This is a genomic window from Algivirga pacifica, assembly GCF_039543525.1.
GTDB lineage: Bacteria > Bacteroidota > Bacteroidia > Cytophagales > Flammeovirgaceae > Algivirga > Algivirga pacifica.
Genome location: NZ_BAABJX010000009.1, coordinates 1 through 12,741, shown reverse-complemented (window position 1 = coordinate 12,741; position 12,741 = coordinate 1). Strand labels below are relative to the sequence as shown.

General features: G+C 41.1%; 12 protein-coding genes. 5 read left to right on the top strand and 7 right to left on the bottom strand.

Going from position 1 to position 12,741, the window contains the following annotated elements:
- The 5 genes from ABD985_RS02150 to ABD985_RS02130 all read right to left on the bottom strand — a co-directional run bounded on the left by ABD985_RS02150 (position 1) and on the right by ABD985_RS02130 (position 5,295).
- Positions 1-672, bottom strand: coding sequence for an ABC transporter ATP-binding protein (locus ABD985_RS02150; RefSeq protein WP_345368806.1), 672 nt, complete (start codon positions 670-672; stop codon positions 1-3).
- 173 nt (positions 673-845) lie between these two features.
- Positions 846-2,060 (bottom strand): ABC transporter permease, encoded by a 1,215-nt coding sequence (locus ABD985_RS02145; protein WP_345368804.1) that lies wholly within the window; start codon positions 2,058-2,060, stop codon positions 846-848.
- 276 nt (positions 2,061-2,336) lie between these two features.
- Positions 2,337-3,560, bottom strand: a complete 1,224-nt coding sequence (locus ABD985_RS02140) for an ABC transporter permease (protein ID WP_345368802.1) — start codon at positions 3,558-3,560, stop codon at positions 2,337-2,339.
- 37 nt (positions 3,561-3,597) lie between these two features.
- Positions 3,598-4,347 carry an outer membrane lipoprotein-sorting protein gene (locus ABD985_RS02135; protein WP_345368800.1) on the bottom strand — a complete coding sequence of 250 codons (750 nt, stop codon included), beginning with the start codon at positions 4,345-4,347 and terminating at the stop codon, positions 3,598-3,600.
- A gap of 357 nt (positions 4,348-4,704) precedes the next feature.
- Positions 4,705-5,295 (bottom strand): TetR/AcrR family transcriptional regulator, encoded by a 591-nt coding sequence (locus tag ABD985_RS02130; protein ID WP_345368799.1) that lies wholly within the window; start codon positions 5,293-5,295, stop codon positions 4,705-4,707.
- A 453-nt stretch (positions 5,296-5,748) separates the two neighbouring features.
- Between ABD985_RS02130 and idi the strand changes: the two genes are divergently transcribed.
- From idi to ABD985_RS02110, 4 genes are all read left to right on the top strand, one after another.
- Entirely contained in the window at positions 5,749-6,294 is a 546-nt protein-coding gene (idi, locus tag ABD985_RS02125) for an isopentenyl-diphosphate Delta-isomerase (protein ID WP_345368797.1), read from the top strand.
- Between the two features lie 293 nt (positions 6,295-6,587).
- Complete coding sequence (locus tag ABD985_RS02120) at positions 6,588-7,136, top strand: RNA polymerase sigma factor (RefSeq protein ID WP_345368795.1); 549 nt, start codon at positions 6,588-6,590, stop codon at positions 7,134-7,136.
- Positions 7,120-8,412 (top strand): outer membrane beta-barrel protein, encoded by a 1,293-nt coding sequence (locus tag ABD985_RS02115; RefSeq protein WP_345368794.1) that lies wholly within the window; start codon positions 7,120-7,122, stop codon positions 8,410-8,412. Before ABD985_RS02120 ends, ABD985_RS02115 begins: the two co-directional genes overlap by 17 nt.
- Positions 8,413-8,663: 251 nt before the next feature.
- Positions 8,664-9,206, top strand: coding sequence for a GNAT family N-acetyltransferase (locus ABD985_RS02110; protein ID WP_345368793.1), 543 nt, complete (start codon positions 8,664-8,666; stop codon positions 9,204-9,206).
- Positions 9,207-9,240: 34 nt separating this feature from the next.
- On the opposite strand, the gene ABD985_RS02105 is transcribed toward ABD985_RS02110, so the two are convergent.
- On the bottom strand, positions 9,241-10,032 hold the full coding sequence (locus ABD985_RS02105) for an SDR family NAD(P)-dependent oxidoreductase (protein ID WP_345368792.1): 792 nt from the start codon (positions 10,030-10,032) through the stop codon (positions 9,241-9,243).
- A 121-nt stretch (positions 10,033-10,153) separates the two neighbouring features.
- Here ABD985_RS02105 and ABD985_RS02100 point away from each other — a divergent pair, with 121 nt between their 5' ends.
- Positions 10,154-10,843, top strand: a complete 690-nt coding sequence (locus tag ABD985_RS02100; RefSeq protein WP_345368791.1) for an HAD family hydrolase — start codon at positions 10,154-10,156, stop codon at positions 10,841-10,843.
- A gap of 288 nt (positions 10,844-11,131) precedes the next feature.
- Here ABD985_RS02100 and ABD985_RS02095 read toward each other — a convergent pair whose 3' ends face one another.
- Positions 11,132-12,514 (bottom strand): hypothetical protein, encoded by a 1,383-nt coding sequence (locus ABD985_RS02095; RefSeq protein WP_345368789.1) that lies wholly within the window; start codon positions 12,512-12,514, stop codon positions 11,132-11,134.
- Between the last annotated feature and the right edge of the window lie 227 nt (positions 12,515-12,741).

Sequence of the window (12,741 nt, the reverse complement as noted above, 5' to 3'; positions counted from 1 at the left end):
TTATGTAGTCAGAACCTTTTTTTTTGAGTCCTCTTTTACCTGTCCATCTTCCAAAAGGATGACACGGTGTGCTTTATCAATCACCCTTTGGTCGTGTGTTGAGAAAATAAATGTCGTTCCTTCTTCTTTATTCAGGCGTTCCATAATATCCAATAGATCGGACGTTGATTTAGAATCAAGGTTGGCTGTTGGCTCATCTGCTAGAACAAACTTTGGACGGGAAGCCAAAGCCCTTGCCACCGCTACACGCTGCTGCTGTCCTCCAGAAAGCTTGGAAGGACGATGATCCAAACGATCACCCAAGCCAACCTCTTTCAGTAATTGCTCTGCTCTATCAGTATACTCTTGCTTCGGTCTACCTTGTAACTGCATAATGAACTCAGTATTCTCCCTAGCGGTCAATACCGGCAGCAAAGAGTAATCTTGAAATACAAACCCAATATTATCTCTTCTAAAATCAATCAATTGTCCGCTGCTCAATTGAGACAGGTCAATTCCATCTACCTCTATGGTTCCTGAGGTTGGGTGATCGATGCCTCCAATCATATTCAATAGGGTCGTTTTCCCACATCCTGATGGCCCTACAATTGCGGTAAATTCTCCTGCCTCAAACTCTATATTTACGCCATTCAATGCATGTACTGGAACAGAAGACTCATTGTAGGTCTTCATTATATTTTTAACCTTTATCATCGCTTTATTTTTTTAATTTTTAATGATTATTTCCCCATATGATGATGCAACTACACTATTGCGGCCACTATATCATTGGGATACGGCTACGCTATCAATGGCCGACCATCCGTATGCCCGACCATCCGTACGACCGCGCCAGTGGCGCGGCCCTACAGATGGCCTTTGATCGCCTCATTCGGCTTTAATTTCAATGCCTTGACTGCCGGAAAAATAGAGGATGCAATCGCTACGATCACAACGGCAATCGCCACTTGGGGATAAAACTCCGGACTGATCTCTGGATATATGACACTGCTGAATCCCAAAGACTCATAACCTTCAGAGTTTTCGATATCAATCCCATTTTTACCGAAATACTCTATCAAACCATAACTCAGTAGTAGTCCTACAACACCTCCCACCAGAGACAAGAAAACGGTCTCCAGCACAATCATGGAAAAGATCTTCAACCTTCCCATCCCTACTGCCATCAATACCCCTATCTCCTGCACTCTTTCCAGTACTACCATCAGCATGGTATTTAGAATCGCAAAGGCTAAGGCTAAAAAGATAATTCCTAAAATGATTAGGGAGCTTAATGATCCACTCTCATTATAATAAGCCAGTTCGGGCATGATCTCTGCCCAGGTCTGCTCTTTCCAGGTAGATGGAATTACCGTAGCAATTGCCTCTTTGGTTTGCTCAGGGGTATACCCTTCCGTTGCCTTGATCACAACTTCATGTACTTCGTCCAGTTTCACAATACGTTGCAGATCTGACTTTCGGACAAACATATTTCCTTGGTCATATCCCGAGTTACTGGTTTTGAAAATACCCACTACACGAAAAGCCCCTCCTACAATCTCATGGTCATTGTCTTGCATCGTCAGAACTACTTTGGAACGAAGTTTTAGTTTTAACTTCTCTGCCGTACGTTGACTGATCAGAATCGGATTTCTTTTAATCCCTTCAAAATAGGCTCCGTCTGTCAACTTCTCAGACAGTCCAAAGACTGTTTTTTCCTCTTCTGGATCAATACCTATCAACTGAATACCTGCATTTCCATTGGCACTCATCGCCATAGCAGTGATCTTGGTACGATAAGTGGCTGCACCTACTTCAGGAAGTGCATTCAGTTGAGATTGTATGTCAGCCATACCTTCCAGAAAGTGCCCCGTTTCCTGTTCTTCCAGGTACTGGACATTATGAATCTGAACATGTCCAGTTTCCAATTCTATGGATTCGGAAATACGTTGCTCTATCAATCCTTGTGTCAGGGCTACGGCAAACACCCCTGCCACAATCCCAAAAGCGATGGAAAACATAATCACTCCACTACGGAGCTTGTTTCTCCAGACGTTTCTCCAGGATATACTTGTTATCATAGTTTCTATATTTAAAGTCTTTAAAATAAGGTGTTATCATTAAATTTGAATATTTACCCATCATACTACCAACGGGCTTTGTTGAATCGTTGAATTGAGCTTCGCTCGTTGAAGCGTTGATTCGAGTTTAAGCGTTGGTTGAATACACCAACAATCATAAAACATATCAACTCGAATCAACTCACCGAAGGTGAAATTCAACGATTCAACGATTCAACAAAGCGGAATGGTAGTATGAATATTATGTATTCAAACTCAATAGTCACTCCTTACGAATTAAGCATGAACAGCCTCTACTACCTTCATTCGAGCAATCTTCCAATAAGGGTACAGTAAACACCCCATTAGGATAAGCAAAACAAGTATCCCTTGCATCGCAAATACTTCTGCATTCAAAGAAAATGGTAATACGGGATCTACTCCCATCTTGATCATGGCCTCTGCCGCTTCTCCTTGTAGAGGGATAGGGTTCTCATGTAAGGAGATTAGAATGGGTACTCCTACGACAAAAGAAATGATCACTCCCAAGATGCCAATCCAAAGGGCTTCCAAGGTGATCATTGTAGCCAAAGAAACCTTTCTCATTCCTACTGCGACCAATACCCCAAACTCACGGAAGCGTTCCATCGTCATCATCATGATCGTTCCGAAAATACCAAAACCAATAACCATATAGAGCACCAGCATCATCACCACGCCTCCACTGTTATCTGACTCAATCATCTGCTGAAGCTCCGGCTGCAAATCCGCCCAATCCATCACTTCATACTCCCCTCCCAACTCATTTTTCAAGTGTTTCTTGATTGCGGGTAACTGCGCTCTATCCGTCACATTGATCACATAAGAAGTAATCCTATTAGGAGCATAGACAAAAGATTGCGCCAAGGCTACCGGAAGGTAAACCATGTTTTTGTTCATCTGAGGATTAGGATGCTCGATGATTCCCTCAATCGGATACTTGGCAGCGGCATTGACTCCATGATACCCTTGCCCAATTAGGACAATCGTATCCTGCACACCCAATTTTAGATAAGAAGACAACCCCTCTGAGATCATCACACCCTTGCTCTGATCCTTCAGGTATACACCTTCCGTTAACTTTTCTGCCAATCCGCTCATATGATCCTCTGCCTCTGGAGTTATTCCCATGACCATTACGGGACGAGTAAGCTCATCGGAAGCGGACAAAGCGAAAGTTTCCAATCGTGTAAAGGCACTCTCCACACCTGCTGTCGTTTCAATAGTTTCTCTAAGGGAAGCTGTATTTTCCATCATGCGGTTGATGGATTTATTCTCCCAATAAGCGCTATCATGTACCTGCAAATAGCCGGAGTAAAAACGAACAGAGTTGTCAATCATCATGTCATAACTTCCCAGTTGCATAGAACGCATCATCATACTCAGCAATACTGCAAAGAAGATAGATCCCAAGGTAATGATCGTTCTCATCTTGTTCCTCCAGATATTCCTCCAGGCCAAAATAATGAGATGTTTATTCATTGTTGTTTGTAAATTTATGTCCAAATAAAAAGTGGAATTATCGTACCCTTCTCATGTTCTGCATGGAGAAAAAACTATCCGGGATCTTATGATCAAACTTAGCAGTATTATAGATCATAATCGTCTTATTGCCCGGCTCGTCTGCTGGAGTCATTTCCATCACGGTTGGTAATAACTTCCCTCCCATTTGCTTTACCTTACTAGCTACCATCGTAGAGACCAAATACATATCCTCATCGAAGTTCTCTGCTTTCATTTGCAAGTAATGCTCCTTGGAAATCCATACATTGACCTTCCCCCATACAATAGCTGCATCTTCGTTGGGTATCATCTCGATTTTCCAGCAAGTATGTCCATCGATTTTTTCTTCTCCTACAATCTTGTGTGTATAATCATTGACGATAGAAGTAGCTTCCAATAGATCGTCATTAGAGAAGTCTGATCCCATCCAGGACTGAGACATCATTGAAGGAGACACTTTGATCGTGCGCTCAATAGAAGGCATCCAGTTCCATAATTCTTTTCCTCTTTTAAGAGAAACAGTCCCTCGATCTTTGGCCGGAGCAGTGACCAATACCATAAAATAGTCATCTCCCTTGGACCAGCTTTTCATACTCATTTCCCTGGACCACTCCGGTCGAATAATTTTCATGGTAATGTTGGTTTCAGATGAGTTTCCTCTCATTGCTTCATCTGATTTGGCAATAATTTCCTTAGCACTTTGTGCTTGCCCCATAGCCGCAAAAAATAATAGGAAGACGGCTAGTAATGTGTTCTTGTTCATCATTTAATTTATTATAAGGATAAATATCACTCTGCTCTTGTGCATGCCGATGATCGGTTATTGCTTATCGTTTAGTATTAGAGCTTGTTTGGAATACTGATTCAGAAAGAAAATTCCTCTAATCGCTATTCAAATCAACTCATATTTTCATCAAATAGAACCACTATTCTCACTGCGTGCGCCTTAAATCTGACTTGATTTGAACAGGTTATAGAAATTTTCTCTATCTAAATCAGTATTCCAAACAAGCTCTTGATAAGTGACAACCCTATCGAATGATCTTGTATTATTTACGAATATTATTGAACGGTGTTTCATTTTGACTGAACGTTCAGTGAAAAAATAACAAAAAAATTAAGATTACTTTTTAACCATACTTCGGTAACGATCCAAAACGTGGTTGACAACCCTCTCTACAGGGTAATGATCCTCTCCTTTAAAAATAAGATGCATTGCTAATCCATCAAGAATAGCAGCCAATACATATCCCTCCTCTTCTGGGTGAGGTATGTTAAGGTCTTTGAACATTTGGAAGAAAAATTCTGTCCCTTTTTTTTCTAAAGGAGCTACGATTTCCTTCATTGTCTCGGAAGGATGTTGTTGCATGGTCAGCGCAATCATCAACTTCCAGGTCAGAGGATCATCCTCAATCAGTGCTACCGTTGTTCGTACCATTCCCTCCAACTTCTCCATGGGAGCTACATTAGAGAATAATACTTCCATGGCATGGCCCATTTTTCCCATTCCCATCTCAATAATAGCCTTCAATAAGTCCTCCTTACTATCAAAATAATGATAGAGTGCCCCTTTAGCAATTCCTGCTTCTTTGGCAATCATGCTAATGGAGGTACTGTAAAACCCTCGCTCTGCAAATAAGTAAAGGGCTGTTTTAATAATATGCTCTTTACTCTTTTCCCTTACCTCTTTAAACTGTTCCGAAGTCCTTGGCATTACCTTGTTTTAATGAAGAATGAATAATGAAGAATGATAAATTTCATTCTGTGGGAGACAAGGTAGTAAACTTTGACCAAATGGTCAATTATTAATTGAATTATGAGTTGTCAGTTAGAGCTTGTTTGGAATCCAGATTTTGAGAATAAAACTTCTATAAATTGACTGAAGAAGTTCTGATTTGAGCCTAATAGTGGTTCTATTTGGGGATAATCAGGGCTTTTTCAGCCAAAATTAGAGGAGTTTTATTCCAAAAGATGTGGTTCCAAACAAGCTCTTATGAGAAGCCAATAGAGGAATAGAGAAAAATCATCTTTTTTTGAACAAAAAATTGAGTTATAAGATAGATATGTTGTACTTTTTGTAGAGGTTCATTTATCTGGAGCCTTTTTTATCCACTAACGATATAGGGGATCAGGCACATTGATTTTCTACTATCCAAAAAATTGCATTATGAGTGTTCAAGACGTAATTCTGGTTAATGAGAAAGATGAAGTAATCGGCTATAAAGAAAAACTTCAGGCACATATGGATGGAGATCTTCACCGCGCTTTTTCTGTGCTGCTTTTTAATAAGAAGGGAGAAATGCTCATTCATCAAAGAGCTTTCGATAAATATCATTCAGGAGGTCTTTGGACGAATACATGCTGTAGTCACCCAAAAGCTGGAGAGGATATCGTTTCAGCGGGACGTCGCCGATTAATGGAAGAAATGGGTATAAAGGCCGAAGTCAAACACCTTTACCATTTTATTTATAAAGCTCCTTTTCAGAATGGACTCACAGAACATGAACTGGATCATGTCTTGATCGGTAATTTTGAAGGCGTTCCCCAACCCAACCCAGAAGAAGTCGCTACCTACCGATGGGTTTCCAAAGATATTTTAGAGGAAGAGATTAAAGCACAACCGGAACAATTTACTTTTTGGTTTAAGATGATTCTTGAAGAAATTGAGAAAAATTATTCTTCAATTTGGGAAAGTATCAATTATCAGTCATAGTGCTCTGTGACTGGAGGCTGGAGCCTCCAAAGCGCCTTTTGGTCGTAAGCTAGAGCTTACGACCAGTATGGTCCATTACCCACTGTTCACTGCCTCACTGCCTCACTGCTCACTGTCCACTGTCCACTGTCCACTGTCCACTGTCCACTGTCCACTGCCTCACTGCCCACAAAAATAACGTTCTTTAACTCAGCCCCTAACGTTTATTAAGACAACCTTTACGGATATTTACAACCAATCATGAACCAAGAGGGTCTTTACCATGAACCTTCTAGAAATCAAAAACCACTGACATGTCTGAAAAGGATCTGATAGAGGGTTGTATCAGAGGAAAACGTAAAGCACAACAGCTACTCTACGAACGTTATGCCGCCAATATGCTGGCTGTCGCTGCCCGATACTCCAAATCATTGGAAGAGGCAGAAGATGTCTTGCAAGAAGCCTTTATTAAAGTATTCCAGAAGATGAATACTTACGAGGGTAAGGCTACGATTGGGGCTTGGATCAAGCGCATTGTCATCAATACTGCTCTGAACAACCAACGTAAAAAACTATACGAACATCCCATGGAAGAAGTGGGAGACAGCAACTATAAAGATGAACAAGATATTCTTTTATCTGACTTCAGCTTTCAGGAGCTATTGGAAATGATACAAGCATTACCTGTGGGGTGCCAAATGGTATTTAACCTATATGCCATTGAAGGGTATGCCCATAAAGAAATTGCGGAGCAACTGCAGATCTCTGAAGGGACTTCAAAGTCTCAGTATGCCCGAGCCAAAAAATTATTGAAGGCACAACTCTTAGCCGAAGAAAAAAAAGCTTATGAAAAAGCCGGATAAAACATCAAGAACTCAATTTGAAGATCAATGGCAGGCAGCCTTTGATCAGGCTTCCATCTCTCCTTCTCCGAGCGTATGGAATAATATAGAACAGGAAGTTCATGGAAGTGGAAAAAGCAGAAAAATGATTGCCTTCTGGGTAACGACTGGCTTAGCAGCCTGTATCAGTATTCTAACGTCTATACAAACCATGGAGTACTTAAAGACCGATGCGCCATTGGAGTATGAGGATACTTTCCAACAGCAAGCCATTGCCAGGCATACCCCTTTACAGGAAGAAAATGTTCTTTCTCTTAAGGAATCGACATTTTCTACCTCCAATAATGCCTCCGGAGATCATAATCCTCCTTCTCAATATCAAACGATCTACCCATCGGCCAGTCCTGTTCACAACAACGTTATGGCCTTGACAGAAGAAGTAGAAGAAGAAATTCGTATAGAGAAAGTATTAAGGCAAACACTACAAGATGGGCCTACGCACCTGGCAATAACAAAGCCTCAACCAAGGAGAAATGTTATTTTCAGCATGCCTCCTCAGACAGATGCTTTGCCAATGTCAGCTTCTGTGGTCACTGCTCAAGGTACAGGCAGTACTTCTCCTACTCTATTCAGTCGATCATTAGAACACTCAGCATCCTCTGACCTTGTTCCTGTGGAAGAAAGTTATTTCAATGATCAGAGAAGCTCTATTGCTTCTGATCATGAATACGAGCGTTCCTTGACTTTTTCTATTGGAGGACGTATTACCAAGGCTATTGGTAAAGGTTTTAGTGTACAAACAGGCCTAGACTACACCGCATTATCCTATAATGGAAATGGCAGTTACCTGTTAAAGCATCAGGATGGTAGTCACAGCACACTGGAAGGACATCAGATTAATCACTCCTCTGTTGCCTCCTCAGATGGCTATACCAAAACCTTAAGACAACAACGAATTGCTATTCCTGTTGAAGTTGGCTATAACCTTCTGCAAAGGAAACGACTTCATCTTAATGCCTACGCTGGAATTTCCACCAATGTGTTGCTTGATCAACAATTTGAAACGTCCTTGGAGGAGCAGGTTAAGGAGAATCCTTTTGAGAATGAATTTGAAGGCGTTTATGCTTCAGCTACAGGAAGCCTGGAACTGGGTTACCAATTCCACCCTAAAGCCTTACTGACAGTGGCTCCTTATGCACAAAAAGCCATTACGAATGTGACTGAACACCCTATTACTATTGAGGAGCAAAAACCCTCTTTTTATGGGATTAGTTTAGGGCTAAAAATATTGTTGTAAAACGATATTATTACACTTTAGTAAAGTGAAAGGCGTAGAGATTATGATGATAATCTCTACGCCTTTCACCTTTTAAAGCACTATAAATTATCCAATGATAATTAGAGTAAAAACCAAATAACCTACCCCTTAACTTCCTAAAGTTAAAATTTTATATTAAATTTAAGATTGATTAATGTTGTTAATCAGTTAAAAATCAAATCCTGATAACCCCTCGAATAACTTTTTGAAATACTAAATTTTACCATACTATGACTTCAAATCATATCAGTGTCAGAGAAGCTACTATACAGGATATTCCTTTAATTCTTGACTATTGGTATTCCTCCTCTCCCGATTACCTAAAAGCAATGGGAGCTGATGTAAAGAAGCTCCCCCCAAAAGCAGATTTTTACAAAATGCTGGAAAAGCAATTTTCGCTTCCTTTTAAGGAAAAGAAAAACTATGCACTGATCTGGGAAGTAAACGGAGAACCTGCCGGACATACCAATATCAATCAAATACATTACGGGCACCAAGCCAATATGCATTTGCACCTTTGGCATTCTGCAGACCGACACAAGGGGTTTGGTCTTGAGTTGCTAAAATTCTCCCTCTCTTTTTTCTTTAGCAGTTTTCAATTGGACAAATTGATCTGTGAACCTTATGCGCTCAATCTACCCCCGAATAAAGTATTGGAAAAAGTAGGGTTCAATTTCATCAGAAAATACACCACTACACCGAATAACTTTACTTTTGAGCAAGAAGTCAACCGATGGGAGTTGAGCAAGGAGCAGTTTATCAAGATGCTATAGGGCACACAGGGCATCGCCCTGTGCTATCATACAATTATATATGCTTAATCAGCCCTCCTTCTACCCTTAGGGCAGTTCCATTGATTGCGCTACTGAGTGGGGAGGCCAGATAAGCAACTGTATTGGCAACCTCTTCAGGGCGGATAAATCGTTGTAGTAAAGAGTTAGGCTCGGTCTCTTTGAAAAACTTACTGACAAACTCCTCTACGGCCATGCCCTCATATTCTGCCCGCTCTTTCAACCATTCCTTTACTCCTTCTGTCATGGTCGGGCCGGGAAGAATACTATTGACGGTGACATTCTTACCACTCCCTAGCGTAAGGTTGGCCATTCCTCTTCCAATCACCACTTGTGCGCCTTTGGTGGTAGAGTAGTGCACCATACTTTCCAACCCCCTCAGTCCTGCCTCACTGGCAATATGGATCACTCTACCAAAGTCACGCTCCAACATTTTAGGAAAAAAGAAACGGGACAATCGAATGGTACTCAATACATTTTTCTCAAAAATCTCCATCCAATCCTGATCGGATATTTCTTCAAACTTTTGGGGCGTAAATGTACCCATATTGTTCACCAGAATATCTAGATCACCAAAGGATGCTATTTTTTGACACATCTCCTCCGCCTGAGTCGCATCAGACACATCCCCATCAATTCCTTCGGCATCTCCTATCTTCCTCAATTCTTCGACTACTGCAGCCGTATTACTTCGTCCATTGACAATGACTCTTGCCCCTTCTTTTAAGAGTGCCTCAGCAATCGCTCGTCCAATCCCCTTGGTCGACCCACTGATAAATGCCAGTTTTCCTTTCAGTTGTAAATCCATATTATTGTTTTTGGGTTACTATATATAATTATTATACTTTTGGAGTCCGCTTATTCACTTGTTAAATGAACATGAAAAAGCCTTCTGGCATTCATTCACTTACAATAAATCAAGACTATCAATGATAAAAATGATCGCTTTTGACGCAGACGATACGCTTTGGGTCAATGAACCATATTTCACTCATGCGCAAGAGAAGTTCGCTAAATTGTTATCTGCTTATATCGATACCTCGGACATTCACGACTTGCTTTACGCTACGGAAAAGAAAAATCTAGCCGTCTTTGGGTATGGGGGAAAGAGCTTTACCTTATCGATGATCGAAACGGCTATTGAACTTTCTGAAGAGAAAATCACCGGAAAAGAAATTCAGCAAATCATTGACTTTGGAAAAGAATTATTGACTTCTCCCATTGAACTTTTGGATGGGGTAAAAGATACGCTGGAAGCCTTGAAGGGTAGTTATCAATTGATGGTTTTGACCAAGGGTGACCTGTTTGATCAGGAAGCTAAATTAGCCCGTTCGGGATTAGCCTCTTATTTTGATCATGTGGAAATCGTGTCAGAAAAGGATGAAGCGACCTATAAAGCTTTGTTTCAGCGACACAATGTTAAAGCTGAAGAAGTGATGATGATCGGCAATTCTCTGAAATCCGATATTCTTCCTATGATCGCTTTAGGTGCCCAAGCAGTACATGTTCCTTATCATACCACCTGGGTACATGAGTTGGTAGATGAAAGTACTTTGGAAGGAAAGGCCTATCAAACGGTGAGTAACATCAGGGAAATACTGACCTTTTTTGAGTACTAAGTCCTTTTATAATTTTCGTTTGAATAAACAACCGTCATACTACTGAATGGCTTTGTTGAGTAGCACTACGTGCCGTTGAGTAGAGCTTCGCTCCGTTGAGTACCCCTTCGGACTGTTGAGAAAGAGCAGTACCGCTAAAACTCAACAAAGCGAAGCTTTACTCAACAGCATAGCGCTCAACCAGCGGCGTAAGTCGCCTCAACTATCGATTATTTATTCAAAATCAATTAAGAAATTGTATTTTCTACTCCTACGAAGTAAACCGTGATGAAGTCTAATCATTGAAAATTAAAACCGCTCATCTCCTATACGGTAGGTTAGCACCAGATTGTGATTGGCCATATCTACCTTGTTGATAATAAAAGAGGCACGACGAGTGGCAGCCTCATCCTTATTGGCTTTGTAAGCAATCAGGTACTCTACTCTCCATCGCTTACCGATATCAGCAAAAAGATTGAGGTTAAGTTGCTCATACTCCGGTATAGCATATTTATTCTCAAAGGCATTTAGTGGATCACTTCTCCAATAATACCCATACCCTGCCACTGCCTTTAATTTCCATTTCCTAAACTCCCAGTCTTTTGTCAACTGCACCATCATCCCTTCGCTATTCCCTGTGCCCTCAGCCCGCTCTCTTCGTTGAAAAGAAAATAAAGGCTCCCTGCCCCACTCCCTTGGAAAAAGAAAACGGCCATCTCCCCTGATCACATTTGCATTCAGGGTTAACTTCCACCCTCGGTATTCCCCTCCAACTCTGCCCCCTACCATATGGACCACTCCGGGATTTTCGAAATAAGAAAATAATGGTCGATCGTTTCCTCCATTCCCTACTTTATGTTGGAAGGCGTATTGTACTCCGGAGATGAACTTCCAGTCCTCAAAATCTTTATTCCAGAACAATACCGTATACGGCATATGGAATATGTTATGTACCCAATAATCCCACACCTCCCATTGCACATCACGGAAAGGAGTGTAATTTACATTTCCTATCAAGATAACATTGGAGGTGGTATTCCCCCTATAAAGGGAAGATTCACCTGTAAGCCCCCTCCCTATTCCGTTGATACCAACACTTTCTCCAATTCCAAAAAAACGTGATGTAGATCTGGGGGCAACTCGCCAGATCACTCCACCTTCTGCAGACCATTTATGTTGCCTATAACGATACCATCCTCCTTCTACCAAGGTAGGAATCATACGGCCATCCTGAAGGTTAAGAAATGGTGTTTTTAATCGCATCCGTCCGATTCTTAGTTGATGCCTCTCATCTTGATATTGTAAATAAGCCTCTCCCCATAAAAGCACCGTCAAATCCTCCGGATTTTGTATATCCAACAGAGCCAATTCATACCTACTTCTTCTTTGGGAGGCACTATCCAAGGCCGTTAAATCTGAGATTCCAAAACTCTGTGATGCATAAAATACGGTCTTTAAGTTCCATCCCCTATAAGGTTTTGTTGCATACCCTATTCTCCCTCCAGTGGTTAAAGCCTGAAAGTCTTTTAACCCCTCAGTATTATCGGTCACCATATAAAATGAGCGCCACTCTCCATATATACTACCCTTAACTAAGTTTTGCCACAGACTATCTTGTCCCCATGCTTGTGTCGCTATCGCCATCAATAGAAAAAGGGCATATGCTTTTTTTCTATTGCTCACATTTTTCATACTGCTTGGTTTTAAGTGCACTTTATTCTTTTATCCTTCCGTAGATACTAATCTTTGTGTCCTCGCTCGGACCAGTATTTAGAAAAACCTTTATTTCTATCAGAAAACCAAGGCCTATTCATAAAATAGTCTTTGCCTTATTAAGTTTGAATAAATAACCGACAGTTGAGGCGGCTTGCGCCGCTGGTTGAGCGCTTCGCTGTTGAGGAGCCCTTCGGGCTGTTGAG

What these genes read in the sequence shown, in the direction of transcription:
- ABD985_RS02130 (WP_345368799.1), bottom strand. Translation starts at nt 5,295, where the DNA reads ATGCCAAGGACTTCGGAACAGTTTAAAGAGGTAAGGGAAAAGAGTAAA.
- ABD985_RS02105 (WP_345368792.1), bottom strand. Translation starts at nt 10,032, where the DNA reads ATGGATTTACAACTGAAAGGAAAACTGGCATTTATCAGTGGGTCGACC.
- idi (WP_345368797.1), top strand. Translation starts at nt 5,749, where the DNA reads ATGAGTGTTCAAGACGTAATTCTGGTTAATGAGAAAGATGAAGTAATC.
- ABD985_RS02145 (WP_345368804.1), bottom strand. Translation starts at nt 2,060, where the DNA reads ATGATAACAAGTATATCCTGGAGAAACGTCTGGAGAAACAAGCTCCGT.
- ABD985_RS02140 (WP_345368802.1), bottom strand. Translation starts at nt 3,560, where the DNA reads ATGAATAAACATCTCATTATTTTGGCCTGGAGGAATATCTGGAGGAAC.
- ABD985_RS02095 (WP_345368789.1), bottom strand. Translation starts at nt 12,514, where the DNA reads ATGAAAAATGTGAGCAATAGAAAAAAAGCATATGCCCTTTTTCTATTG.
- ABD985_RS02100 (WP_345368791.1), top strand. Translation starts at nt 10,154, where the DNA reads ATGATAAAAATGATCGCTTTTGACGCAGACGATACGCTTTGGGTCAAT.
- ABD985_RS02135 (WP_345368800.1), bottom strand. Translation starts at nt 4,347, where the DNA reads ATGATGAACAAGAACACATTACTAGCCGTCTTCCTATTATTTTTTGCG.
- ABD985_RS02120 (WP_345368795.1), top strand. Translation starts at nt 6,588, where the DNA reads ATGTCTGAAAAGGATCTGATAGAGGGTTGTATCAGAGGAAAACGTAAA.
- ABD985_RS02110 (WP_345368793.1), top strand. Translation starts at nt 8,664, where the DNA reads ATGACTTCAAATCATATCAGTGTCAGAGAAGCTACTATACAGGATATT.
- ABD985_RS02150 (WP_345368806.1), bottom strand. Translation starts at nt 672, where the DNA reads ATGAAGACCTACAATGAGTCTTCTGTTCCAGTACATGCATTGAATGGC.
- ABD985_RS02115 (WP_345368794.1), top strand. Translation starts at nt 7,120, where the DNA reads ATGAAAAAGCCGGATAAAACATCAAGAACTCAATTTGAAGATCAATGG.